Genomic DNA, 24,797 nt, shown 5'->3' with positions numbered 1-24,797 from the left:
GGGGCCCGGTCGAGACCGCACCCCCCCCGCACGGCCTCGCAGGAGCCCGCGGCACCCGCCGCGACGCCGCCCCCGGCCTCGCGGCCCATCCGACCTGCCCTGGGAAGCCGACCCACGCCCGGTTGCGCCGCCCCGGTCTCGCACCGGGTCGGCAATGACCGGCAGGCAGTCTGCTTCTCGACCCGGCCCGGCACCTCGCACCGTCGCCCTCCGGCCGCCCGCTGCACCCAGCGTCGCTCGCCCGGGCCCCGGCGGCACGCTGTGCGGACGTCCTCAGGGCAGGCGTACGCCCAGCGCCGTCTGCACCAACGCCGCGTGCAGCTTCACGGTGAGGCCCGCCAGCTCCTGCGCACGAGCCTGCGCGTGCGTCCTGGTCTGCGGGTTGCGGTGCCTCATCAGCGGAGCCACGACTTGCTCGACCAGCCCGGCCTCACGATCGGCGGCCGCCTTCATCACCCGCAGATGGCGCGGCTCGATACCGAATCGTCCCAGCTCGGCGATGAGCGAGGCGACGGTGACCGTCTCCGCGTCGTACACACCGTCCGACAGCGGAGTGATCAGCCCGTACGACTCCCACTCCACGAGCTCCTGGTCGCCGATCCCGGCGTCTGCCAGTAGCTGCGCCCGCGCGATGCGGGCGGAAGCCGGCTTCTCGACCGGCTCGGGCCCGGCCTCGCCGTCGCGCTGCCGGCCGAGCGTGGGCAGCCGCACGTCCTCGCCGCGCTCCACGGCGTCGAGGTGCTCCCTGATCACTTTGAGCGGCAGGTAGTGGTCCCGCTGCATCCTCAGCACATGACCGAGTCGCTCGACGTCGGCCGCGCTGAATTTCCGGTACCCGGAGGGCGTCCGCTGCGGTTCGATCAGCCCTTCCGACTCCAGGAAGCGGATCTTGGAGATGGTGACCTCGGGAAACTCCTCGCGCAACACGTTCAACACCGTGCCGATGCTCATCAGCGCGCCGTCCGTGGCGGTGGTGCCGCTTCCGGCACCACCGCTCGGTGTATGAAGCATGGACCTTCCCTGGGGTCCCCCCGGACAGCGTCCGGGGGAGGGTCAGATGCCGTGCCGGCTCGCGTAGAACACCAGCCGGTACTTGCCGATCTGCACCTCGTCACCGTTCGACAGGGCGACCTGGTCGATCCGTTCCCGGTTGACGTAGGTGCCGTTCAGGCTGCCCACGTCGGCCACGGTGAACGAGCCGTCCGGGCTGCGGCGGAACTCCACGTGCCGCCGCGAGACCGTCACGTCGTCCAGGAAGATGTCGCTCTGCGGGTGACGCCCGGCGGTGGTCAGGTCGCTGTCCAGCAGGAAGCGACTGCCCGAGTTCGGCCCCCGGCGCACCACCAGCAGGGCGGAGCCCAGCGGCAGCGCGTCCACCGCGGCCTGTGCCTCCGGAGAGAGCATCGGCATCTGCGTCTGGCCGGTGACCTCGGCGTCGTAGGCCTCCAGACCGCTGATGGAGATCGTGGAGGTCGTCTCGGACGGACGCTCGGGGGTCACACCGGCCCGCAACGGCGCGCCACAGTTGGAGCAGAAGCGGCTGCTCTCCGCGTTGCGGTTACCGCACCTCGTACAAACCAGGGCCGACATGGACGGATCCTCCTGCCGCGGCTGCCCCGCAGGGGCATTGGACGCGTACGGGCCGTCGGAGAACCCTCCACCCGTACTTGAGGTTGACGGTTGCCCGAAACCTATGCCGCCGGACTGGGCAGGGTCAACACTCGGCGCGCCCTGACCTCCGGAAATGTCACCGCCCGGACCAGCGACCTGGTCACGGAACAGGGGGCGCTGACCCTCTGCGTCAGGCTGTGCGCGATGGCGGGAGGTCGCGTTGCCGCGGTCCTCTCGCGCGCTCTTGCCGAACAACTTCGCAAACAACTTCACGGGCGATTCCCCTTGACCTGAACAGACCCGCCCGTGGGGCAGGACGAACCCTGACTGCACACTCCGGCCGACCCGGACATCCTCACAACGTCCGTATCCACCAGACAGTTTCCACCACGCACCACCCAATCGGTGCGCCGACCCCCCGCAACCTCATGCCCTGGCCGGACTACCCCCATGCACGGTCGGTTCACCGAGAGGACGACCGAGCGTAGTCAGGTCGCTTCACCGCCCGCAAGGCGTCCACAACGATCTTGTCCGACCGCTCGACAGTAACGGTGGCCTGCTCCTTCTCCAGCGTCTGCACCACGCCTCCAGGGATGTTGAGCGCCGGCTCCAGGTCCTGCGGCTTGCCGATGACCTTGAAACGATACGGGGCATTGATCTTGTTCCCGTCGACGGCCACACCCTGCCCGGAGTCGGTCAGAAAGGTGCTCGCGATCACTCGCACGCCGTTCACCTGGATCGCTTCGGCACCGGCCGCGCGCAGCTCCTGGATCGCGTCGAGCAGCATGTCCGCCTCCACCGTCCCCTTCGTGTCGTCGATGACGATCGTGATGCCGGGCCCCTGCGCCGCCACCGTGCCCGCGAGGATGCCGAGTTGCCTTTCCTTCTCGATCGTCTGCCTGCGGGCCTCCTCGGCCTGGTTCGAGCTGTTCTCCAGCTCGTCCCGCTGCTGCTCCAGTCCCCGCTTCTCGTCCTCAAGACGCTGTGTGCGGTCGTCCAGTTCATCGAGGATGCGAACGAGATCTTCCTGTCGCGCACCCCGCAGGGCACTGTCGCCGTCACTGTTCGAGGCGACCTGTACGGCCAGCCCGAATCCGAGACCGAACAACAGCAGCGCCACGATGAGTTGGGCCCGCGTGACACGCGGTGGCCACAGGCCCTTCACAAGCCGCTGGCGGCCGGTGAGTACCGGCGCGGTCTCCGCCTCACCGGTGTCCACGGTGGTCGTGGCCGGGATCCGCACCTCGTCGGGCAGCTCCTTGCGCAGCCGGTTCGCGCCCGTTCCGTCCTGATTGCCCAGCTCCTGGCTCATCGGCCTCACGCCCGGAACACATGCCGGCGGATCGCCGCGGCATTGGAGAAGATACGGATGCCGAGGACCACCACGACGCCGGTCGACAGCTGCGCGCCGACTCCCAACTTGTCACCGAGGAAGACGATCAACGCGGCGACCACCACGTTCGACAGGAACGACACCACGAAGACCTTGTCGTCGAAGATGCCGTCGAGCATGGCCCGCAGACCGCCGAACACGGCGTCCAGCGCCGCCACGACGGCGATCGGCAGATACGGCTCGACGACCGCCGGAACCTCGGGCCGGACCAACAGGCCGGCCACGACTCCCACGACGAGGCCCAGTACGGCGATCACGATGTGCCTTTCTCAGTTCTCGGCTGTGCTGACTCGGTTATCGGCTCCGCTGTGCGGACGATCACACTCGGCGCCGCCGGCAGCCGCACATCGTCCTCGACGGAGATGGTGTTCCGGATACCGAAGTTCTCCCGCAGGGCATGCAGGTAAAGCCCGTCCGCGCTGTTCTGGAACTTGCTGCTCAGCCGCGCGCCGTCACCCACCGCGAGCACCGTGTACGGCGGCACGAGTGGCCGGTTGTCGACCAGTATCGCGTCACCGGCCGCCCTGATCGCCGACAGGGCGGTCAGCCGCTGCCCGTTGATCGACACGGCCTCGGCACCCGACTCCCAGAGCCCGTTCACCACCCGCTGCATGTCACGGTCGCGCACCCGCCCCGTGTCGGAGAAGCCCGAGGTCCCACGCGGGTCGCTGTCGCCGCCGGCGTCGGACTCCTTGGCGTCGTTCACGACCAACTTCACCCCGGGTCCGTGCACTTCCGCGGCGCCGGACAGCATGCCCATCAGGTCGGTCCGCCCGCCGCCGATGTGCCTCAGCGCCTCGCGCTGCCGGGCACCGACGTCGTCGCGCAGCTTGTCGACGTCGCTTTCCAGCTCGTCCGCCGCGGCGGTCTCCCGCTCGATCCGGTCGATCAGCTCCTCGCGCTCCTTCGCGACGACCGGCGCCGCCACCCGGGCCTGCGCCGCCCCCACGGTCACCACGAGCGCGGCAAGGACCAGACCGGCGGCCAGACCGAGCTTCGCCCTCAGGGTCCTGGGCAGGCCACCCTCGCCGGCCTCCCGCCTTCTGCGCGCCGCCTCGGCGTATCCGTCGTCGAGGCTGTGGTCCATGACATTGGTGAGCAGCGACATGGACGCGTCCGGGCGCGCGGGGGGCGCGGATGTGCTCCGAACGGGGGGCTGCTGCGGCATGCCGCACATCGTCGCACGTCGCGACCACTACCTCCGAATGGCCCCACCGGCGTGCCGGACAGGCCCCCTTAGGGACACTTGTCCGGCACGCACGCGTGCTGCCCGAATTATCGACCGGCGCTGTCCACGACGGCCGACCACTCGTCCAGCAGGGCCTGCGCGGACGCGTCGTCCGGCCCCTCAGCCCACAGGTGGGTGACCGCCTCGGCCGGGTCGGGCAGCACCATCACCCAGCGCCCGTCGGCCTCCACCACCCGCACACCGTCGGTGGTGTCCACGTCACGGTCTCCGGCCGCCTCCACGACCCGGCGCATCACCAGGCCCTTGACGGCCCAGGGAGTCGCCAGGTCCCGCTTCAGCACATGGGCCCGCGGAATGCGCGCGTCGATCTGGCTGAGCGTGAGCTGCGTCCGTGCCACGAGCCCGATCAGCCGCACGAACGCGGCCGCACCGTCGAAGACGCTGCTGAACTCCGGAACGATGAACGCGCCCTTGCCGTCACCGCCGAAGATGGTCCCCTCGTCGTGCCCGACGCGCGTCAGGTCGTCGGGCGAGGTGGTGGTCCACTCCACCTGAGTCCCGTGGTACGCCGCGACCTGCTCGGCGATCCTCGTGGTGGTCACCGGCAGCGCCACCCGCCCGCTACGGCGCTCGGCGGCCACCAGGTCGAGCATGACGAGCAGCGCACGATCGTCCTCGACGATCCGCCCCTTCTCGTCGACCAGCGACAGCCGCTCACCGACCGGGTCGAAGCGCACCCCGAACGCGGCCCGCGCCGACGCGACGATCTCTCCCAGTCGCACCAGCCCCGACCGCCGCGCATCCGCCGTCTCCGTCGGCCTGGACTCGTCCAGACCGGGATTGATCGTCAGCGAGTCCACACCCAGCTTGCCGAGCAGGCTGGGCAGCACGAGCCCGGCACTGCCGTTCGAGGCGTCGACGACCACCTTCAGCCCCGACTCGGTGATTCCGGTCGTGTCGACATTGCGCAGCAGCGACCCGGTGTACGAGTCGAAGACGCTCGCCGGGAAGTACAGGTCCCCGATCTCCCCCGGGAACGCGCGCCGGTACTCCTGCCGCGCGAACACCCGGTCCAGCTTCCGCTGGCTCGCCTGCGACAGATCGGCTCCCTGCCCGTCGAAGAACATGATGTCCACGGAGTCCGGCACACCCGGACTGGTCCGGATCATGATCCCGCCGGCGCTTCCCCGGGCGGTCTGCTGACGCGCGACCGGCAGCGGTACGTTCTCCAGGTCCCGTACGTCGATGGCACTGGCCTGCAGCGCGGAGATCACGGCCCGCTTGAGCGCACGCGCACCACGGGAGTGGTCACGAGCCGTGGTGACCGTCGAGCCCTTCTTCAGCGTCGTCGCGTACGCGCCGGCCAGACGGACGGCCAGTTCCGGAGTGATCTCGACGTTCAGGATTCCGGAGACCCCGCGGGCACCGAAGAGGTGCGCCTGACTGCGGGACTCCCAGATCACCGAGGTGTTGACGAAGGCACCGGCCTCGATCGTCTTGAACGGGTAGACCCGCACATTGCCCTGCACGATCGACTCTTCACCGATGAGGCATTCGTCGCCGATGACCGCCCCGTCCTCGATCCGCGCGGCACGCATGATGTCGGTGTTCTTTCCGACGACACAGCCCCGCAGATTGCTGTGCTGCCCTACGTACACGTTGTCGTGCACGACGGCCCGGTGCAGGAACGCCCCGCTCTTGACGACCACGTTCGAGCCGACGACGGTGTGCTCCCGGATCTCCGTGCCGGCCTCCACCTTGGCGTAGTCGCCGATGTAGAGCGGCCCCCGGAGTTCGGCATCGGGATGCACCTCGGCACCCTCGGCCACCCACACACCCGGCGAGATCTCGAAACCGTCGATCTCGACGTCGACCTTGCCCTCGAGGACATCGGCCTGCGCCTTCACATAGCTCTCGTGCGTACCGACGTCCTCCCAGTAGCCCTCGGCGACATAGCCGTATACCGGCTTGCCCTCCTTCATGAGCTGCGGGAAGACATCACCCGACCAGTCGACCGAGACATCGGCCTCGACATAGTTGAAGACCTCGGGCTCCATCACGTAGATGCCGGTGTTCACGGTGTCCGAGAACACCTGGCCCCACGTCGGCTTCTCCAGGAACCGCTCGACCTTGCCCTCTTCGTCGACGATGGTGATGCCGAATTCCAGCGGGTTGGGCACACGCGTCAGGCAGACCGTGACCAGCGCGCCCTTTTCCCTGTGGAAGTTGATCAGATCGGTGAGGTCGAAGTCGGTCAGGGCATCACCGGAGATCACGAGGAATGTGTCGTCCTTCAACGCCTCTTCAGCGTTCTTGACACTTCCGGCGGTACCGAGTGGCTTCTCCTCGTTGGCATACGTGAGCTCCATTCCGAGCTCCTCGCCATCACCGAAGTAGTTCTTGACCAGTGAGGCAAGGAACTGGACTGTTACGACGGTCTCGTTGAGCCCATGCCTTTTGAGCAGCCTCAGAACGTGCTCCATGATCGGCCGGTTGACCACCGGCAGGAGCGGCTTGGGCATGCTTGAGGTCATGGGGCGAAGGCGTGTGCCTTCGCCACCGGCCATCACGACGGCCTTCATGTCGGAAGCGTCCTCCTCGAAGAGACGACGGTTAGCCGACTTCACCCGTCCGAATTGTCCCGCACTTTTCCCTCGCGGGCCATCGCACCGCTACGGCCGCGCATTCGGGGAGCTCAATCGGCCATGGCGTCCGCACGTACCAGGCGGCGGACTTGAACCATGTAGAGGACTCCTGCCCACCAGTACAGCGTTGTACCCCACCCTGCGAACGCCCATCCGAAAATAGCAGCGAGTGACGAGATCCATCCAGTTCCGTCACTCAGCAACAGCAACGGGAAGGCGTACATCAGGTTGAAGGTGGCGGCCTTCCCGAGGAAGTTCACCTGCGGCGGAGGATAGCCATGGCGCCGGAGGATGCCCACCATCACCAGCAGAACCAGTTCCCGCGCCAACAGTACGGCCGTCAACCAGATCGGCAGAATCTCTCGCCATGTGAGACCGACCAGGGTCGAGAGAATGTAAAGCCGGTCAGCCGCGGGATCCAGGAGCCGGCCGAGGCTGCTGATCTGGTTCCAACGCCGGGCAAGTTTGCCGTCCAGGTAGTCACTGATCCCGCTCAGAAGCAGCACCAACAGCGCCCAGCCGTCACTCTTCGGCCCACCGAACTCGGGCCTGAGGATCAGCCACAGGAACAGGGGCACGCCGACGAGCCGGGCCATGCTGAGGATGTTCGGGATGGTGAGGACCCGGTCCGTCTGGACGCGAGTCTCCTGGACCTCCAACCGGGGGCCTCCTGTCGAAAACGAGCCAACGATGCCCACTGACCTTACCTCAACGCAAAAAAGCTCCGGCTCTTGGGCCAGGTGCCCAAGAGCCGGAGCTACAAAAGGAGTTCGGCGGCGTCCTACTCTCCCACAGGGTCCCCCCTGCAGTACCATCGGCGCTGTGAGGCTTAGCTTCCGGGTTCGGTATGTAACCGGGCGTTTCCCTCACGCTATAACCACCGAAACACTATGAAACTGACAACCGAACCGCATGTGGCCATACGGGGCTGTTCGTGGTTTCAGAACCAACACAGTGGACGCGAGCAACTGAGGACAAGCCCTCGGCCTATTAGTACCGGTCAACTCCACACGTTACCGTGCTTCCATATCCGGCCTATCAACCCAGTCGTCTACTGGGAGCCTTACCCCATCAAGTGGGTGGGAGCCCTCATCTCGAAGCAGGCTTCCCGCTTAGATGCTTTCAGCGGTTATCCCTCCCGAACGTAGCCAACCAGCCATGCCCTTGGCAGAACAACTGGCACACCAGAGGTTCGTCCGTCCCGGTCCTCTCGTACTAGGGACAGCCCTTCTCAAGACTCCTACGCGCACAGCGGATAGGGACCGAACTGTCTCACGACGTTCTAAACCCAGCTCGCGTACCGCTTTAATGGGCGAACAGCCCAACCCTTGGGACCGACTCCAGCCCCAGGATGCGACGAGCCGACATCGAGGTGCCAAACCATCCCGTCGATATGGACTCTTGGGGAAGATCAGCCTGTTATCCCCGGGGTACCTTTTATCCGTTGAGCGACGGCGCTTCCACAAGCCACCGCCGGATCACTAGTCCCGACTTTCGTCCCTGCTCGACCCGTCGGTCTCACAGTCAAGCTCCCTTGTGCACTTACACTCAACACCTGATTACCAACCAGGCTGAGGGAACCTTTGGGCGCCTCCGTTACTCTTTAGGAGGCAACCGCCCCAGTTAAACTACCCATCAGACACTGTCCCTGATCCGGATCACGGACCCAGGTTAGACATCCAGCACGACCAGACTGGTATTTCAACGACGACTCCACCTGAACTGGCGTCCAAGCTTCAAAGTCTCCCAGCTATCCTACACAAGCCGAACCGAACACCAATATCAAACTGTAGTAAAGGTCCCGGGGTCTTTCCGTCCTGCTGCGCGAAACGAGCATCTTTACTCGTAGTGCAATTTCACCGGGCCTATGGTTGAGACAGTCGAGAAGTCGTTACGCCATTCGTGCAGGTCGGAACTTACCCGACAAGGAATTTCGCTACCTTAGGATGGTTATAGTTACCACCGCCGTTTACTGGCGCTTAAGTTCTCAGCTTCGCCCCACCGAAATGGAGCTAACCGGTCCCCTTAACGTTCCAGCACCGGGCAGGCGTCAGTCCGTATACATCGCCTTACGGCTTCGCACGGACCTGTGTTTTTAGTAAACAGTCGCTTCTCGCTGGTCTCTGCGGCCACCCCCAGCTCGAACAGTAAATGCTCTCACCAGGCGTGGCCCCCCTTCTCCCGAAGTTACGGGGGCATTTTGCCGAGTTCCTTAACCATAGTTCACCCGAACGCCTCGGTATTCTCTACCTGACCACCTGAGTCGGTTTAGGGTACGGGCCGCCATGAAACTCGCTAGAGGCTTTTCTCGACAGCATAGGATCATCCACTTCACCACAATCGGCTCGGCATCAGGTCTCAGCCTCAAGTGCGACGGATTTACCTATCGCACGGCCTACACCCTTACCCCGGGACAACCACCGCCCGGGATGGACTACCTTCCTGCGTCACCCCATCACTCACCTACTAACCGCTTGGTCCGGCGGCTCCACCACTCCCCTCAACTCCGAAGAGATCAGGGCGGCTTCACGGCCTTAGCATCACGATGCTCGATGTTTGACGCTTCACAGCGGGTACCGGAATATCAACCGGTTATCCATCGACTACGCCTGTCGGCCTCGCCTTAGGTCCCGACTTACCCTGGGCAGATCAGCTTGACCCAGGAACCCTTAGTCAATCGGCGCAAACGTTTCTCACGTTTGTATCGCTACTCATGCCTGCATTCTCACTCGTCAACCGTCCACAACTACCTTCCGGTGCTGCTTCACCCGGCAGACGACGCTCCCCTACCCATCACAGCGGGCGTTGGCCCTACATGCTGCAATGACACGACTTCGGCGGTACGCTTGAGCCCCGCTACATTGTCGGCGCGGAATCACTAGACCAGTGAGCTATTACGCACTCTTTCAAGGGTGGCTGCTTCTAAGCCAACCTCCTGGTTGTCTGTGCGACTCCACATCCTTTCCCACTTAGCGTACGCTTAGGGGCCTTAGTCGATGCTCTGGGCTGTTTCCCTCTCGACCATGGAGCTTATCCCCCACAGTCTCACTGCCGCGCTCTCACTTACCGGCATTCGGAGTTTGGCTAAGGTCAGTAACCCGGTAGGGCCCATCGCCTATCCAGTGCTCTACCTCCGGCAAGAAACACACGACGCTGCACCTAAATGCATTTCGGGGAGAACCAGCTATCACGGAGTTTGATTGGCCTTTCACCCCTAACCACAGGTCATCCCCCAGGTTTTCAACCCTGGTGGGTTCGGTCCTCCACGAAGTCTTACCTCCGCTTCAACCTGCCCATGGCTAGATCACTCCGCTTCGGGTCTTGAGCGTGCTACTAAAAACGCCCTGTTCGGACTCGCTTTCGCTACGGCTACCCCACCCGGGTTAACCTCGCAACACACCGCAAACTCGCAGGCTCATTCTTCAAAAGGCACGCAGTCACGAGAATGTGCAAGCACATTCCGACGCTCCCACGGCTTGTAGGCACACGGTTTCAGGTACTATTTCACTCCCCTCCCGGGGTACTTTTCACCATTCCCTCACGGTACTATCCGCTATCGGTCACCAGGGAATATTTAGGCTTAGCGGGTGGTCCCGCCAGATTCACACGGGATTTCTCGGGCCCCGTGCTACTTGGGTGTCTCTCAAACAAGCCGCTGACATTTCGACTACGGGGGTCTTACCCTCTACGCCGGACCTTTCGCATGTCCTTCGTCTACATCAACGGTTTCTGACTCGTCTCACGGCCGGCAGACCGCAAAAGAGAGATCCCACAACCCCGTATACGCAACCCCTGCCGGGTCTCACACGTACACGGTTTGGCCTCATCCAGTTTCGCTCGCCACTACTCCCGGAATCACGGTTGTTTTCTCTTCCTGAGGGTACTGAGATGTTTCACTTCCCCTCGTTCCCTCCACACTGCCTATGTGTTCAGCAGCGGGTGACAGCCCATGACGACTGCCGGGTTTCCCCATTCGGAAACCCCCGGATCAAAGCCTGGTTGACGACTCCCCGGGGACTATCGTGGCCTCCCACGTCCTTCATCGGTTCCTGGTGCCAAGGCATCCACCGTGCGCCCTTAAAAACTTGGCCACAGATGCTCGCGTCCACTGTGCAGTTCTCAAACAACGACCAACCACCCATCACCCCCGGACCAAACCGGAGTTCACTGGGGCCGGCGACTGAAGGAAACTTCATTCCCTCAGACACCCAACAGCGTGCCCGACCAGCTCCCGTCCGAAGATCATGCGTTCCACGCTCTGACGAGCAGTACTAGCAGCCCCCGACCCAAGACCTGGCCGAATAGTCAACGTTCCACCCATGAGCAACCAGTGCGAGACGTTCGCTCGCATCCTGGCCTCTGAACCAGCCGAAGCTGATTAAGAAGTGCTCCTTAGAAAGGAGGTGATCCAGCCGCACCTTCCGGTACGGCTACCTTGTTACGACTTCGTCCCAATCGCCAGTCCCACCTTCGACAGCTCCCTCCACAAGGGTTGGGCCACCGGCTTCGGGTGTTACCGACTTTCGTGACGTGACGGGCGGTGTGTACAAGGCCCGGGAACGTATTCACCGCAGCAATGCTGATCTGCGATTACTAGCGACTCCGACTTCATGGGGTCGAGTTGCAGACCCCAATCCGAACTGAGACCGGCTTTTTGAGATTCGCTCCACCTCACGGTATCGCAGCTCATTGTACCGGCCATTGTAGCACGTGTGCAGCCCAAGACATAAGGGGCATGATGACTTGACGTCGTCCCCACCTTCCTCCGAGTTGACCCCGGCGGTCTCCCGTGAGTCCCCAGCACCACAAGGGCCTGCTGGCAACACGGGACAAGGGTTGCGCTCGTTGCGGGACTTAACCCAACATCTCACGACACGAGCTGACGACAGCCATGCACCACCTGTACACCGACCACAAGGGGGCGCCTGTCTCCAGACGTTTCCGGTGTATGTCAAGCCTTGGTAAGGTTCTTCGCGTTGCGTCGAATTAAGCCACATGCTCCGCCGCTTGTGCGGGCCCCCGTCAATTCCTTTGAGTTTTAGCCTTGCGGCCGTACTCCCCAGGCGGGGCACTTAATGCGTTAGCTGCGGCACGGACAACGTGGAATGTTGCCCACACCTAGTGCCCACCGTTTACGGCGTGGACTACCAGGGTATCTAATCCTGTTCGCTCCCCACGCTTTCGCTCCTCAGCGTCAGTATCGGCCCAGAGATCCGCCTTCGCCACCGGTGTTCCTCCTGATATCTGCGCATTTCACCGCTACACCAGGAATTCCGATCTCCCCTACCGAACTCTAGCCTGCCCGTATCGACTGCAGACCCGGGGTTAAGCCCCGGGCTTTCACAACCGACGTGACAAGCCGCCTACGAGCTCTTTACGCCCAATAATTCCGGACAACGCTTGCGCCCTACGTATTACCGCGGCTGCTGGCACGTAGTTAGCCGGCGCTTCTTCTGCAGGTACCGTCACTTTCGCTTCTTCCCTGCTGAAAGAGGTTTACAACCCGAAGGCCGTCATCCCTCACGCGGCGTCGCTGCATCAGGCTTTCGCCCATTGTGCAATATTCCCCACTGCTGCCTCCCGTAGGAGTCTGGGCCGTGTCTCAGTCCCAGTGTGGCCGGTCGCCCTCTCAGGCCGGCTACCCGTCGTCGCCTTGGTGAGCCGTTACCTCACCAACAAGCTGATAGGCCGCGGGCTCATCCTGCACCGCCGGAGCTTTACAACCTCAACCATGCGAAAGAGGCTCATATCCGGTATTAGACCCCGTTTCCAGGGCTTGTCCCAGAGTGCAGGGCAGATTGCCCACGTGTTACTCACCCGTTCGCCACTAATCCACCCCGAAGGGCTTCATCGTTCGACTTGCATGTGTTAAGCACGCCGCCAGCGTTCGTCCTGAGCCAGGATCAAACTCTCCGTGAATGCTTCCCCGTGATCGGGGCGAACACCACGAGAGCGGAACGATCGGAGGAATAATCCGACCGTTCACAGCGTCCTCGCTGTGTTATTTCAAAGGAACCTCGCCCCAGCAAATGCTGGAGACGGGGTATCAACATATCTGGCGTTGACTTTTGGCACGCTGTTGAGTTCTCAAGGAACGGACGCTTCCTTCGTACTCACCCTCTCGGGCTTTCCTCCGGGCGCTTCCCTTCGATGTTCCGAACTCTATCAGTGTTTTTCCGTCTCCCTGACCACCGTCCTGCAGGCATGCAGAATGTGACCCCGAGATAGGATCTGACGAGTTTGGATGCCGCCTGGCCTCGGGGCTTGGAGCACCGTTCGGTCTCAGGCAGGAGTACGACTGTACACGGGGCTCGGGAGCGCGTGCAAATCGATTGCTGACGTGTCCTAGGCCCGTCAAGCAGGACCTCCCATGCGGAACGGGTACTTCATATGCCATACCCTGCTCAACAGTGCGCCGTCCGGGACAGGTCGTGACGGCCTGTATGAATCTCCGCCCCTGGGAGGCTTCCCATGACCACTGTGTCGTCCCCGCTCGCTGGACGCGCCATCGGACTGGCCGCGGTGCCGGATCCGGTCTTCTCCGGGGCCATGGTCGGCCCGGGTACCGCCATCGACCCCGTGCGTGAGCCCTCCGAGGCCGTCGCTCCCGTCGACGGAGTCGTTGTCTCCCTTCACCCGCACGCCTTCGTGGTCGTGGACGCGGACGGACACGGCGTGCTCACCCACCTCGGCATCGACACCGTGCAGCTCAACGGTGAGGGCTTCGAGCTGCTCGTGAACAAGGGCGACACCGTCACGCGCGGCCAGAGCGTCGTGCGCTGGGACCCGGCCGCCGTGGAGGCCGCCGGCAAGTCTCCGGTCTGCCCCGTCGTGGCGCTGGAAGCAACCGCCGAGTCCCTCTCCGAGCTCCGTACCGACGGCGACGTCAAGGCCGGCGACAGCCTCTTCGTCTGGCAGTGACGTCACGCCGTCGTCCGACGGCATCGTGAACAACCACCGCGGCGGCATGGCTTGCCGCACTATCGGAGACGGGTGAGATGGAGACAACGCTGCGAGGCGTCGGCGTGAGCCACGGAGTGGCGATCGGCGAGGTTCGGCACATGGGGACGGCGGTCCTTGAGCCGCCGGCGAAGCAGATACCGGCGGAAGAGGCGGGGCGCGAACAGGGGCGCGCGCGCCAGGCCGTGGAGGCCGTGGCCGCCGACCTGAACGCGCGCGGCAACCTGGCGGGCGGCGAGGCCCAGGCGGTGCTCGAGGCCCAGGCCATGATGGCCCAGGACCCGGAGCTGATGGCCGATGTGGATCGACGTATCGCCGTCGGCAGCACCGCCGAGCGTGCGGTGTACGACGCCTTCGCCGCGTACCGGGAGCTGCTGGCCGGCGCGGGCGAGTACCTCGCCGGGCGCGTGGCCGACCTCGACGACGTGCGGAATCGAATCGTGGCGCGGTTGCTCGGTGTGCCCATGCCGGGTGTCCCGGACAGTGACGAGCCGTACGTCCTCGTCGCCCGCGACCTCGCGCCGGCCGACACGGCGCTGCTGGACCCGACCCTCGTTCTCGGCTTCGTCACCGAGGAGGGCGGGCCGACCAGCCACAGCGCGATTCTCGCTCGGGCTCTCGGTGTTCCCGCCGTGGTGGCGCTGCCGGGCGCCGGTGAGCTCGCCGAAGGCACGGTCATCGCGGTCGACGGCAGCACCGGCGAGATCTTCGTGGAGCCCAGTGCGGAGAAGAGGGCGCAACTGGAGGCCGCGGCCGCCGAGCGCAAGGCGGCGCTGGCCGGGTCGAGCGGCCCGGGTGTCACGTCCGACGGGCACAAGGTGCCGCTGCTCGCCAACATCGGCGGTCCCGCCGATGTCGCGGCCGCGGTGGAGGCCGGTGCGGAAGGGGTCGGTCTCTTCCGTACCGAGTTCCTTTTCCTGGACGACAGCAAGCAGGCTCCTTCCGAGGAGAAGCAGATCGAGGCCTATCGGCAGGTACTCGAGGCGTTCCCCGAGGGCCGGGTCGTGGTCCGTGTCCTGGATGCGGGTGCCGACAAGCCGCTGGACTTCCTGACGCCCGCCGACGAGCCGAACCCGGCCCTCGGTGTGCGGGGGCTGCGTGCCCTGCTCGACCACCCCGAGGTGCTGCGGACGCAGCTGACGGCGCTCGCGAAGGCCGCCGAGGGCCTGCCGGTCTACCTCGAGGTGATGGCCCCGATGGTGGCGGACCGCAGCGACGCCAAGGCGTTCGCGGACGCATGCCGTGAGGCGGGTCTGCAGGCCAAGTTCGGCGCGATGGTGGAGATTCCTTCTGCCGCGCTGCGGGCGCGTTCGATCCTTCAAGAGGTGGAGTTCCTGTCGCTGGGGACCAATGACCTCGCCCAGTACACCTTCGCCGCCGACCGTCAGGTGGGTGCGGTGTCGCGTCTGCAGGATCCGTGGCAGCCCGCGCTGCTGGACCTGGTCGCGCTGTCCGCCGAAGGGGCGAAGGCCGAGGGCAAGAGCTGCGGTGTCTGCGGTGAGGCCGCGTCCGACCCTCTGCTGGCGTGTGTGCTGACCGGTCTGGGCGTCACCTCGCTGTCCATGGGTGCGGCGTCGATTCCTTATGTCCGGGCGACCCTGGCGAAGTACACGCTCGCTCAGTGCGAGCGGGCCGCGTCGGCGGCGCGTGCTGCCGACAGCGCCGAGGAGGCGCGGAACGCGGCTCAGGCCGTGCTCTCCGGCGAGTAGGAGAAGCCGTCCACCGGCCTTCACTGCCGTCCCCTGGGGCGCTCCACCTTCGGGTGGGGCGCCCTTCGGGCTGTCGGGTGCTCAGTGGCGGTGGTCCGTGGTCCTCCCGTCCTGTCCCAGGTCGGGAGGTTCGCAGTAGTCGACTCCTGATTCCGGGGAGATGAGGTCACCCGATTCGATGTCGGTGCAATAGGCGTCGAAGACCTCGCCCGCGGTGAGGGGCTCGAGGCCGTCGCCGCGCAGGCGCCAGCCGTAGATGCGTTCCGCGGTTCCTGGGGTGGTGGTTCGCATGACGAGTCCGCCGGTGCTCCGGGTGGCGATGCCCACGGCCAGCACGGTGCTGAATTCGAGGGATTCGGTCTGGTCGAGCCGCGTGGTGCCCTGGGGGTCGTCGTCGGCGTGGAGGACGGCGAAGAGGGTTTCCGGCGTGCTCGAGACACTGCAGACGAGGTGCCGGTTGCCCGGTGGGGACGTGTCGAGGATGCGCCTGATGAGGTTCGAGGCGCGGGTGAAGGCCGCGCGGCCCAGGTCTTCGCCACAGGTCGGACAGGCTCCGAGCCGGGCCAGGAGTGTGGAGGCGTACTCCCACGTCGCCTGGCGGACCGCTTCGTCCACCAGGGCCGGGACCAGGTCGGTGAGGGTCTGTCCCTCGTACTCGACCGTGGGGCCCGTGCCGGCCAGTTCCGCCGTGAAGCGGGTGCGGCTCGACGGCAGGTCGGGGTCGAGGCCCTTCTGCGAGCAGAACTCGGCGTACTCCTGCGGGTCGAAGAGGGCCACCGTGGTGTGGCTGCCCTGGGAAGCTCGTGTCCTGAGGAGGGACTCGACCTGTTGCAGGTAGGTCTCGTGGTCGTCGAAGGTGAAGCTGCGGTAGCGCCGCATGGCCCGGAAGTCGTGTTCGTCGGTCAGCAGGCCGATGGTGCCGGCGATTTCGCGGCGCAGGACGCGTCGCATGGTCTCGTGGTCGGTGTGCGCCATCTTTCCCCCTGTGCACGGTCGATCAATGCTCACTCACAGTAATCGTCCGCACTGACAATCGAGGGCTGGCCTTCTCCTCGCGGTCGATCAGCGCAGGTCAGGGCAGGTGGGCCACATGGTTCGGCCCCGCGACCCGACGTCGTGGTCGATGAGCGCGGGGCCGGTGCCGACCGAGATGCGGTGGGGGCGCGGTCGGTCAGGAGCGCTTGCGGCCGAGGTCCTCGTAGAAGGACAGCAGGTCGAGGTTGTCGATGGAGCCGGGATTGACGGCCTTCTCCAGGGGTGTGCCCTGGAGAAGGCGCTTGACCGGCACCTCGATCCGCTTGCCGGTGAGGGTGTGCGGGATGCCGGGCACCTCGATGATCTCGTCGGGGATGTGGCGCGGGGAGAGCTGCTCGCGGATGGTCTGCTTGACGCGGTTCACAAGGGTTTCGTCGAGTGTCGCTCCGGGAGCCAGGTGCACGAACAGGGGCATCCAGTAGCCGCCGTCGGGCTGTTCGACGCCGATGACGAGGGATTCCTTGATCTCGGGCAGGCGCTCCACGGCTTCGTAGATGTCGGCAGACCCCATACGCACGCCCTGCCGGTTGAGGGTGGAGTCGGAGCGGCCGTGGATGATCACGGAGCCTCGGGAGGTGAGGGTGATCCAGTCGCCATGACGCCAGACGCCGGGGTACATGTCGAAGTAGCTGTCGCGGTAGCGGGTGCCGTCCGGGTCGTTCCAGAAGTGGATCGGCATGGACGGCATGGGGTTGGTGACCACGAGTTCGCCGACCTCGTCGATCAGAGGCTTGCCGCTCGGGTCCCAGGACTGAAGGTCGGTGCCGAGCCCGGGTGCCTGGAGTTCACCGATGTACACGGGCAGGGTCGGCACGGCTCCCGCGAAGCAGGAGCACACGTCCGTGCCGCCGCTCACCGAAGCGATCCACAGGTCGGGGCGCACCTCGTGGTGAAGCCAGCGGAAACCGTCGGGGGGCAGCGGTGATCCCGTGGTGGCGACGCACTTCACCGTGGAGAGGTCGTAGTCCCGGGCGGGGTGGACGTCCGATTTCCGGCAGGCCATGACGTACGCGGCCGAGGTTCCGTAGAACGTGGCGGCCGTGCGTTCGGCGATGCGCCACTGTGCGCCGGTGTCGGGATGGCCGGGGCTGCCGTCGTAGAGGACGATCGTCGTGCCCGTCAGGAGGCCGGAGACGAGGAAGTTCCACATCATCCAGCCGGTGGAGGTGTACCAGAAGAACCGGTCTTCGGGGCCGAGGTCGCAGTGCAGGCCGAGCTGCTTGAGGTGCTCGACGAGGATGCCGCCCTGGGACTGGACGATCGCCTTGGGCAGGCCTGTCGTGCCGGAGGAGTACAGGACCCACAGCGGGTGGTCGAAGGGGACCTGTTCGAAGACGGGGTCGGTGTCCGCGCCCGTCAGCGCCGACCACTCCAGAGCGCCCTCGGGTGCCTCGGTGCCGAGGAGCGGGATGTGGACGACGGCGCGCAGGGTGGGCAGTTCGCGGCGTAGTTCGGCGACCGTGTCGCGGCGGTCGTGCTCCTTGCCGCCGTAGCGGTAACCGTCGACCGTGAACAGGACCACGGGTTCGACCTGCTGGAAGCGGTCGAGGACGCTGCGGGCGCCGAAGTCGGGGGCGCAGGAGGTCCACACGCCGCCGACGGCCGCTGTCGCGAGCAGGGCGACGACGGCCTGGGGGATGTTCGGGAGGTAGCCGCTGACGCGGGCGCCCGGTCGGACACCGAGGGCGCGCAGTTCGGCGGCGAGGGAGCCGACCTGGCGGCGCAGCTCGGACCAGGTCACGGGAATCGGCTCGTGAGTCTCGTCGACGCACAGCAGGGCCGGTTCGTCCGGGCGGGTCTCGGCCGCGCGCAGGGCGTGCTCGGCGTAGTTCAGGGTCGCGCCGGGGAACCACTGCGCGCCGGGCATCGACCGGTCGCCGAGCACGCGCGTGCAGGGGGTGGAGAACCGCACGTCGAACCACTGGGTGACGGCTTCCCAGAACGTGTCGAGTTCGTCGACGGACCAGCGGTGCAGTGCGGCGTAGCCGCCCTCGGCCGGGGCACCGTGGTGCTCCGCCGCCCAGGCCTGGAACTCGGTGATCCGTGCACGGGCGATGTGCCCCGGATCCGGCTGCCAGAGCGGCTGGGGGTTCACGGTCGACATGGGCGGCTCCCGGGCTGTACGCGTCGTGTGCGTCGCTCGCGCACGGGCTTGGGTGTGCGCGTGACGCGGCAGTACGGACGATGCCATGTGATCGACTAGGACACCAGGGTGCCGCCCACATAGTCGGCATCGTGAAGATGTGGTTCCGGCACGGGTGAACGGCAGTTGAACGACGCCCGCGTGTGGCGTGGTCAATGGCAGGGTGAGCAGTATGGAGGGTCGTGACCTGGTGCGTTCGGTGAAGGCGGTCGGTTCGGTGGGGGCGGCCCAGGCGTTGCGTACCGTGCGGGCGGCATGGCGGCGTAGGCGTACCGACTCCGCGGGGCTGCCGCCGCGGGGCGCCGAGCGGGCGCGGGTGCCGGGCCAGGTGCAGAACGCGGAGCCGGGGCCGGGTGGTGGCACGTTGTGGTTCAGCCGGTCCCGGTTGCGGATCGTCGTCGCGGCTAACGGCGCCGTGTTCTGGGGGTGGGACGGCGCGGAGCCCGAGCCGTCGTACGCGCTCGTCGGCTGCCCGGAGCCCGATCCCCGGGCGGTGCTGGAGCCGGACAAGGACGGCGGCTGGCGTGTCGTGGCGGAGCGGGTGACCGTCGTGGTGTCGCGCAACGGAGCTGTGGAGGTACGTACGCCGGGCGGTGTGACCTTGCGGCGCGATCTGCCGCCGCGGTGGTGGGAGCCGGTCGACGGGGGCGGCGCGCGCTGGCTTCAGCGGGCGGAGGTGCCTGCGGACGCGCGCTTCTTCGGGCTGGGTGGACGCGCGTCGGGGCCCAGGTTGCGGGACGGCACGTACCGGCTGTGGAACACCGACCCGGGGCGTGCCTTCGTGCCCGGGGACGACCCGCTGTACATCACCATGCCGGTGCAGTTCGTCGTGGCCGACGCCGGCACGCATCTGGTGTTCCACGACAGCACGTGGGACGGGACGGTGACCCTGCGCGAGGGCGAGGAGGGTGCCGGTTCCGGGCACGACCGGGCGGGGACGTGCGAGTTGCGTATGGACGGCGGCCCGCTGCGGTGCTGGGTGGTGGTGGGCACCCCCGCGCGTGTGCTGCTTGCCTGGGCCTCGCTCACCGGTGCGCCCGCGCTGCCGCCCGCCTGGGCGCTGGGGCACCACCACGCGCGGTGGGGGTTCGGCTCGGAGCAGGAAGTGCGGCGGATCGTGGCCGGGTACCGGGAGCGGGATCTCCCGCTGGACGCGGTCCATCTGGACATCGACCACTACGACGCCCATCAGGTGTTCACCGTGGACCGGGAACGCTTCCCGAAGCTGCCGGAGCTGGCCGAGGAGTTGTGGCGGGACGGGGTGCGGCTGGTGTCGATCATCGATCCGGCCGTGAAGTCGGAGCCGGGCAACGCCGTGTACGACGGCGGGGTCGCGGAGGACGCGTTCGTGCGGGACGGCTCCGGGGACGTGGTCCACGGGGTGGCGTGGCCCGGCGAGGTCGCCTATCCCGACTTCACGCACGCGCGCGTGCGTGAGTGGTGGGGCGGCCTCTACGAGGAGCGGCTCGCTCAGGGATTCGCCGGCTTCTGGCACGACATGAACGAGCCGACGTCGTTCACGGCCTTCGGGGAGCCGACGCTGCCCCGCTCGTCCCGGCACGCTCTGGAGGGGCGCGGCGGTGACCACCGGGAGGCGCACAACGTGTACGCCCTGTGCATGGCGCGGGCAGGATTCGAGGGGGTGCGCGCGTTGACGCCGCGGCAGCGGCCGTTCCTGTTCTCGCGCTCCGGCTGGGTCGGTGCGCAGCGCTACGGCGGTACCTGGTCCGGCGACGTCGCGACGGGGTGGCCGGGGCTCCGGGCGTCGATGTCGCTGGTCCTTGGACTGGGGCTGTGCGGGGTGCCGTACTCGGGGCCGGACGTGGGCGGCTTCGACGGCAGCCCTTCCCCCGAGCTGTATCTGCGCTGGTTCCATCTCGGCGCCCATCTGCCGCTGTTCCGCACCCACGCGAGTCTGCGGGCCGGTCGCAGGGAGCCTTGGGAGTTCGGTGCCGACGTGCTGGAGCACGCGCGTGCGGCACTGGTCGGGCGCCGGCGGCTGGCGCCGTACTTCGTGACGCTGGCACATCTGGCCCGTCGCACGGGCGCGCCCTATGTGCGGCCGCTGTGGTGGGGTGCGCCGGAGGACCGGGCGCTGCGGGACTGCGAGGACGCCTTCCTGCTCGGCGACTGCCTCCTGGTGGCGCCGGTGCTCGACCCCGGCGCGGACCGGCGTGCGGTGCAGCTGCCGAGGGGGCTGTGGTACGACACGGCTACGGAGCAGCCGTACCGGGGGCCGGGTCAGGTTCTCGTGGATGCCCCGCTGTCGCGGATTCCGGTGCTGGCGCGCGCGGGGTCCGTGATACCCACGCGGAGCGCGGACGGCGGTCTGGAGTTGGAGGTGTGGGCTCCCGCCCGTGGGCGCGGTGGCGGGGGGATGGTCGTCCCGGACAGCGGCGACGGGTGGGAGGAGGCGGAGATCGAACGGTACGCGGTGCGCTGGGAGGGCTCGCGCGTGGTCGTGGAGCGGGAGGGTGAGGACGGCGTCGGCGAGCCGCCTCACCCGGTGCGTGTGCGGGGGCTCGGGGAGGGCTGAGCTACTGCCGCGGCCGGCAACGGTTGCCCGTGAGGAGCGGCGTCCGGTGCGTGCTCTCGGTGTGCCGGCCGGAAGTCCTCGTACCGGACGTACTCGGACTTTCGGCCGGTGCGGCGAGTGGGGGCACCTCCCACCCCTTGCGGGCAGTGGGGGAGCGTGCCGGGCGTCGCTACGGGGAGAACGTTGCCTGCCGCGGCACTAGATGTACCGGCCGTCGAACCAGGCCCGTACGGCGATCGTGTGCAGGGGGAAGGCGAGTTCCTCGGGCCTGCGCAGGAGGTGCCAGCCCTCCGTCTCGTCCGTGGGTGCCGGTTCGGGGAGGCGGTCGGCGGGGCGTTCGGGAAGCGCGCCGAACAGCAGGAGATGCCCGTCGGGCGAGCTCATCGCGTCGACGAGCCGTACATCGCGGCTCGCCGCCTCGATGCCGGTTTCCTCCCGGAGTTCGCGGACGAGGGCGTGCCGCCAGTCCTCGCGGTCGTCGACGTAGCCGCCGGGCAGGGCGACGCCTCCGCGCGCGGGGGCGACGGTTCGGGTGATGACGACCAGGGCGGTGCCCTTGGTGTCGTAGACCGGCTGGAGGGCTACGGCGACGGGCAGCGGGTTGCGGTGGGCCACGGCGCCGCAGGCCGGACAGGTGCGGGGCCAGCCGGTGACGCCCTCTCCGTAGGGCGATCCGCAGCTTGAACAGTGGGAGCCCGCTGCGGAGTTGGGGGCGGAGTGCTGAGTTTCGGACACGCGGCGGACTGTATCCGATCTTGGAGAGGGCGTCTTCACCAGGTGGCTCAGTGGTGTCCGGCCAGCGACTTGCTGGACACGGGGAAGTCGAAGTAGGTGTCCGGATACAGCTCGGGCTTGTAGGTGTAGTGCCACCACTCCTCGGCGAGGTTCACGAATCCGAGGTCTTCGAGGATGCCCTTGAGCTGGAGCCGGTTCGCCCGCTGCTCCCCCTGGATGCGCGGGTCGAGGGTGTGGGAGAGGGTGTCGAAGCAGTCGTATCCGGTGCCCATGTCGACGGAATTGTCGGGGAAGCGCTCGTTCCGGGGCGCGTGGCAGGGCGCCAGGGGTTCTCCGGGCACGTACGGCCGGGTCGGCTTCGCCGGGAGCTTCACGATGGTCAGGTCGACGGTGGAGCCGCGGCTGTGGCCCGACTTCTCCGCGATGTAGCCGTCGGCGAACAGCCGGTTCTTTTCGACGTTCGGGTAGAACTCGTCCTTCATGGCCTCGTCGTCGAGGTCCTCGGCCCAGCGGACGAAGTGGTCCACGGCTCGTTGCGGCCGGTAGCAGTCGTAGACCTTCAGGGTGTAGCCGCGGCGCAGCAGGGTCCGTTGCGCCTGGTGGAGCGCCTCGGCGGCGGGGCGGGTGAGGATGCACAAGGGCTGCCGGTAGCCGTCGATGCGCTCGCCCACGAAGTTGTGCGGGGTGAAGTAGCGCATCTCCTGGATGATCGTCCGGTCGACGGTGCGCAGTGCGACGAAGCCGTCGGGGGCCTTGGGCTCGGTCTTCGCCCGGGCGGTGGCAGGTGCGGCGGTCAGAGCCAGCGCGGCGACGAGCAAGGTGACCAGGCTTCGGGCCGGCAGCGAAAGTCGTGTCATGTCTCCTACATGGTGCAGGAGAGATCGGCGTCCGGGAAGCGGTGGACAGGCCGCGCGTCCGATCGGGTGACGGAGCCGGGTTGCCGTGGCAGACTTCTGACGGACCGTCAGTTCAGCTCGGCGTGCGGGAGGGACCTTGCGTACACGCACACCCGTGGTGGCCGGATGGTTCACCGGCCACGGGGACGACTTCCGGCTCCTGGGCACGCGCTGCTCGGCCTGTGCCGCGGTGTTCTTTCCACGCGAGGACGCACACTGCCGGAATCCCGGCTGCTCCGGCGGCGAGCTGCTGGAGGTCCCCCTCTCGCGCCGGGGACGCGTCTGGTCGTACACGGACAGCCGGTACCGGCCACCGTCACCGTATGTGAGCGATCCGGAACTCCCGTGGGAGTCGTACGCGTTGATCGCTGTGGAGCTGGAGTACGAGCGGATCGTGGTGCTGGGGCAGGCGGTTCCGGGGGTGAACGCCACCGACCTGGCGGTGGGCACGGAGGTCGAGGTGGTGCCCGGAGTGCTGTGCGAGGACGCGGAGACGATCTGGACGACGTGGCACTGGCGGCCCGCGGAGGTGACGAGGTGACAGCGGACGTCGCGGTGCTCGGCGCCGGCATGCACCCGTGGGGCAAGTGGGGGCGGAGCTTCGTCGAGTACGGCGTGGCGGCGGCCCGATCGGCACTGGCGGACGCCGGTGTGGACTGGCGGCAGGTCGGCTCGATCGTCGGCGCGGACACGGTCCGCGGCGGCTACCCCGGCTATGTGGCGGGCGCGACGTTCGCCAAGGCCCTGGGCTGGCAGGGGGCGCGGGTCACGAGCGTCTACGCGGCGTGCGCCTCGGGGGCGCAGGCCGTGCAGAGCGCTCGGGCCCAGATCCTCGCCGGGCTCGCGGACGTGGTGCTCGTGGTGGGCGCCGACGCCGCGCCGAAGGGTTTCTTCCGGCCGGCCGGCGGTGGCCGGCCCGACGACCCCGACTGGCTGAGGTTCCGGGTGCTCGGAGCGACCAATCCGACGTACTTCGGGCTGTACGCCCGGCGGAGGATGGCCGTCCACGGGGACACGCTGGAGGACTTCGCGCAGGTCAAGGTGAAGAACGCGGCGATGGGCGCGCTGAATCCGAACGCCCGTTACCGCAAGCGGGTCAGCGCGCGGGAGGTCGCCGCCGCTCCGGTGGTCGCCGATCCGCTGCGGCTGCTCGACATCTGCGCCACGTCGGACGGCGGGGCGGCGCTGGTGCTGTCCAGCATGGAGTTCGCCCGGCGGCACGGGGTCGACCGGCCGGTGCGGATCCGGGCGGTGTCCACCGTGACACCGCGTTATCCGAACACCGTGCTGGACCTACCGGACATCGCGACCGACGCCGCACCGGCCGGGGCGAGCACTACGGAGACCTTCCGGGTGTCCATCGCGCGCGCCGCGTACGAGGAGGCGGGCATCGGCCCGGAGGACCTGTCCGTCGCCGAGGTGTACGACCTGTCCACGGCACTGGAACTCCAGTGGTACGAGGACCTGGCGCTGTGCGGGACCGGCGAGGGCGCGAAGTTGCTGCGGGACGGCGCGACGGCACTCGGCGGACACATACCGGTGAACGTGAGCGGCGGGCTGGCGTCCTTCGGGGAGGCGGTCCCGGCGCAGGCGATCGCCCAGGTCTGCGAGATCACCTGGCAGTTGCGGGGGGAGGCCGGGGACCGGCAGGTGTCCGGGGCGAGCGTGGGAATCACCGCCAACCAAGGGCTTTTCGGACACGGGTCCGCAGTGATCGCGGTGCGGTGAGCAACCCACCGTATGAGCGACCCGTCGCGTGGACGGCCCACCGTATGAAGGACCCGCCGCGTGAACGGTGCGGAACCGGGGCGGTACGCGTGTGACGGCAGCACACGACGTCTCGGCGGCGGCAGGCGGCAGGCGGCAGGCGGCAGGCGGCAGGCGGCAGGCGGCAGGCGGCAAGCGGCAGGCGGCACAGTGTGCGAGGCCGACGTGCGCGTGCGAT

General features: G+C 67.1%; 16 protein-coding genes and 3 rRNA genes. 5 read left to right on the top strand and 14 right to left on the bottom strand.

From position 1 onward, the window contains the following. Positions 1-273: 273 nt before the first annotated feature. From ftsR to DN051_RS31825, 10 genes are all read right to left on the bottom strand, one after another. Positions 274-1,011 (bottom strand): transcriptional regulator FtsR, encoded by a 738-nt coding sequence (ftsR, locus tag DN051_RS31870; RefSeq protein WP_112440135.1) that lies wholly within the window; start codon positions 1,009-1,011, stop codon positions 274-276. A 42-nt stretch (positions 1,012-1,053) separates the two neighbouring features. After that, positions 1,054-2,013 (bottom strand): zinc-ribbon and FHA domain-containing protein, encoded by a 960-nt coding sequence (locus DN051_RS31865; protein WP_112440133.1) that lies wholly within the window; start codon positions 2,011-2,013, stop codon positions 1,054-1,056. 61 nt (positions 2,014-2,074) lie between these two features. After that, a complete protein-coding gene (locus tag DN051_RS31860) occupies positions 2,075-2,923 on the bottom strand; it encodes a DUF881 domain-containing protein (protein WP_079000419.1) in 849 nt (282 codons plus the stop codon). A 5-nt stretch (positions 2,924-2,928) separates the two neighbouring features. Next, complete coding sequence (locus tag DN051_RS31855; protein ID WP_003988855.1) at positions 2,929-3,261, bottom strand: small basic family protein; 333 nt, start codon at positions 3,259-3,261, stop codon at positions 2,929-2,931. Then, a complete protein-coding gene (locus DN051_RS31850) occupies positions 3,258-4,181 on the bottom strand; it encodes a DUF881 domain-containing protein (protein ID WP_112440131.1) in 924 nt (307 codons plus the stop codon). Before DN051_RS31850 ends, DN051_RS31855 begins: the two co-directional genes overlap by 4 nt. 98 nt (positions 4,182-4,279) lie before the next feature. Then, positions 4,280-6,775 (bottom strand): mannose-1-phosphate guanyltransferase, encoded by a 2,496-nt coding sequence (locus DN051_RS31845; protein ID WP_112440129.1) that lies wholly within the window; start codon positions 6,773-6,775, stop codon positions 4,280-4,282. 113 nt (positions 6,776-6,888) lie between these two features. Next, positions 6,889-7,497, bottom strand: a complete 609-nt coding sequence (gene clsA, locus DN051_RS31840) for a cardiolipin synthase ClsA (protein WP_053757149.1) — start codon at positions 7,495-7,497, stop codon at positions 6,889-6,891. Positions 7,498-7,606: 109 nt separating this feature from the next. Continuing rightward, positions 7,607-7,723 (bottom strand): 5S ribosomal RNA (rrf, locus tag DN051_RS31835). A gap of 85 nt (positions 7,724-7,808) precedes the next feature. After that, a 23S ribosomal RNA gene (locus DN051_RS31830) occupies positions 7,809-10,929 on the bottom strand. A gap of 305 nt (positions 10,930-11,234) precedes the next feature. After that, positions 11,235-12,757: ribosomal RNA gene (locus tag DN051_RS31825) — 16S ribosomal RNA — on the bottom strand. The 16S, 23S and 5S rRNA genes sit together here, the layout of an rRNA operon. Before the next feature lie 552 nt (positions 12,758-13,309). Between DN051_RS31825 and DN051_RS31815 the strand changes: the two genes are divergently transcribed. Beyond that, on the top strand, positions 13,310-13,759 hold the full coding sequence (locus DN051_RS31815; RefSeq protein WP_053759940.1) for a PTS sugar transporter subunit IIA: 450 nt from the start codon (positions 13,310-13,312) through the stop codon (positions 13,757-13,759). Between the two features lie 77 nt (positions 13,760-13,836). Continuing rightward, positions 13,837-15,507, top strand: coding sequence for a phosphoenolpyruvate--protein phosphotransferase (gene ptsP / locus DN051_RS31810; protein ID WP_053759939.1), 1,671 nt, complete (start codon positions 13,837-13,839; stop codon positions 15,505-15,507). Positions 15,508-15,588: 81 nt separating this feature from the next. Here ptsP and DN051_RS31805 read toward each other — a convergent pair whose 3' ends face one another. Together DN051_RS31805 and DN051_RS31800 are read right to left on the bottom strand one after the other, a co-directional pair. Further along, positions 15,589-16,482 carry a hypothetical protein gene (locus DN051_RS31805; RefSeq protein WP_053759938.1) on the bottom strand — a complete coding sequence of 298 codons (894 nt, stop codon included), beginning with the start codon at positions 16,480-16,482 and terminating at the stop codon, positions 15,589-15,591. 196 nt (positions 16,483-16,678) lie between these two features. Next, the gene (locus DN051_RS31800; RefSeq protein ID WP_112440125.1) at positions 16,679-18,646 is read right to left on the bottom strand and encodes an acetoacetate--CoA ligase; all 1,968 of its coding nucleotides are present in this window, start codon (positions 18,644-18,646) and stop codon (positions 16,679-16,681) included. A 211-nt stretch (positions 18,647-18,857) separates the two neighbouring features. On the opposite strand from DN051_RS31800, the gene DN051_RS31795 reads away from it, so the two are divergent. After that, positions 18,858-21,221: a glycoside hydrolase family 31 protein gene (locus DN051_RS31795; protein ID WP_112440123.1), complete on the top strand. Its 2,364-nt coding sequence runs from the start codon at positions 18,858-18,860 to the stop codon at positions 21,219-21,221. A gap of 198 nt (positions 21,222-21,419) precedes the next feature. On the opposite strand, the gene DN051_RS31790 is transcribed toward DN051_RS31795, so the two are convergent. Beyond that, positions 21,420-21,956 (bottom strand): NUDIX domain-containing protein, encoded by a 537-nt coding sequence (locus DN051_RS31790; RefSeq protein WP_053759935.1) that lies wholly within the window; start codon positions 21,954-21,956, stop codon positions 21,420-21,422. A gap of 47 nt (positions 21,957-22,003) precedes the next feature. Continuing rightward, complete coding sequence (locus tag DN051_RS31785) at positions 22,004-22,813, bottom strand: M15 family metallopeptidase (protein ID WP_112440121.1); 810 nt, start codon at positions 22,811-22,813, stop codon at positions 22,004-22,006. 154 nt (positions 22,814-22,967) lie between these two features. On the opposite strand from DN051_RS31785, the gene DN051_RS31780 reads away from it, so the two are divergent. Together DN051_RS31780 and DN051_RS31775 are read left to right on the top strand one after the other, a co-directional pair. After that, complete coding sequence (locus DN051_RS31780) at positions 22,968-23,393, top strand: Zn-ribbon domain-containing OB-fold protein (protein ID WP_112440119.1); 426 nt, start codon at positions 22,968-22,970, stop codon at positions 23,391-23,393. Beyond that, on the top strand, positions 23,390-24,580 hold the full coding sequence (locus DN051_RS31775) for a lipid-transfer protein (RefSeq protein ID WP_112442541.1): 1,191 nt from the start codon (positions 23,390-23,392) through the stop codon (positions 24,578-24,580). Before DN051_RS31780 ends, DN051_RS31775 begins: the two co-directional genes overlap by 4 nt. Positions 24,581-24,797: the final 217 nt, after the last annotated feature.

The sequence above is a fragment of the Streptomyces cadmiisoli genome, assembly GCF_003261055.1.
Taxonomy (GTDB): Bacteria; Actinomycetota; Actinomycetes; order Streptomycetales; family Streptomycetaceae; genus Streptomyces; species Streptomyces cadmiisoli.
The sequence above is the reverse complement of the archived record's forward strand: the minus strand, read 5'-3'. Positions and strand labels throughout refer to the sequence as shown.

Coding starts and splice junctions, on each gene's coding strand:
- DN051_RS31805 (WP_053759938.1), bottom strand. CDS start 16,482: ATGGCGCACACCGACCACGAGACCATGCGACGCGTCCTGCGCCGCGAA.
- ptsP (WP_053759939.1), top strand. CDS start 13,837: ATGGAGACAACGCTGCGAGGCGTCGGCGTGAGCCACGGAGTGGCGATC.
- DN051_RS31850 (WP_112440131.1), bottom strand. CDS start 4,181: ATGTGCGGCATGCCGCAGCAGCCCCCCGTTCGGAGCACATCCGCGCCC.
- DN051_RS31800 (WP_112440125.1), bottom strand. CDS start 18,646: ATGTCGACCGTGAACCCCCAGCCGCTCTGGCAGCCGGATCCGGGGCAC.
- ftsR (WP_112440135.1), bottom strand. CDS start 1,011: ATGCTTCATACACCGAGCGGTGGTGCCGGAAGCGGCACCACCGCCACG.
- DN051_RS31795 (WP_112440123.1), top strand. CDS start 18,858: ATGGAGGGTCGTGACCTGGTGCGTTCGGTGAAGGCGGTCGGTTCGGTG.
- DN051_RS31785 (WP_112440121.1), bottom strand. CDS start 22,813: ATGACACGACTTTCGCTGCCGGCCCGAAGCCTGGTCACCTTGCTCGTC.
- DN051_RS31815 (WP_053759940.1), top strand. CDS start 13,310: ATGACCACTGTGTCGTCCCCGCTCGCTGGACGCGCCATCGGACTGGCC.
- DN051_RS31860 (WP_079000419.1), bottom strand. CDS start 2,923: ATGAGCCAGGAGCTGGGCAATCAGGACGGAACGGGCGCGAACCGGCTG.
- DN051_RS31845 (WP_112440129.1), bottom strand. CDS start 6,775: ATGAAGGCCGTCGTGATGGCCGGTGGCGAAGGCACACGCCTTCGCCCC.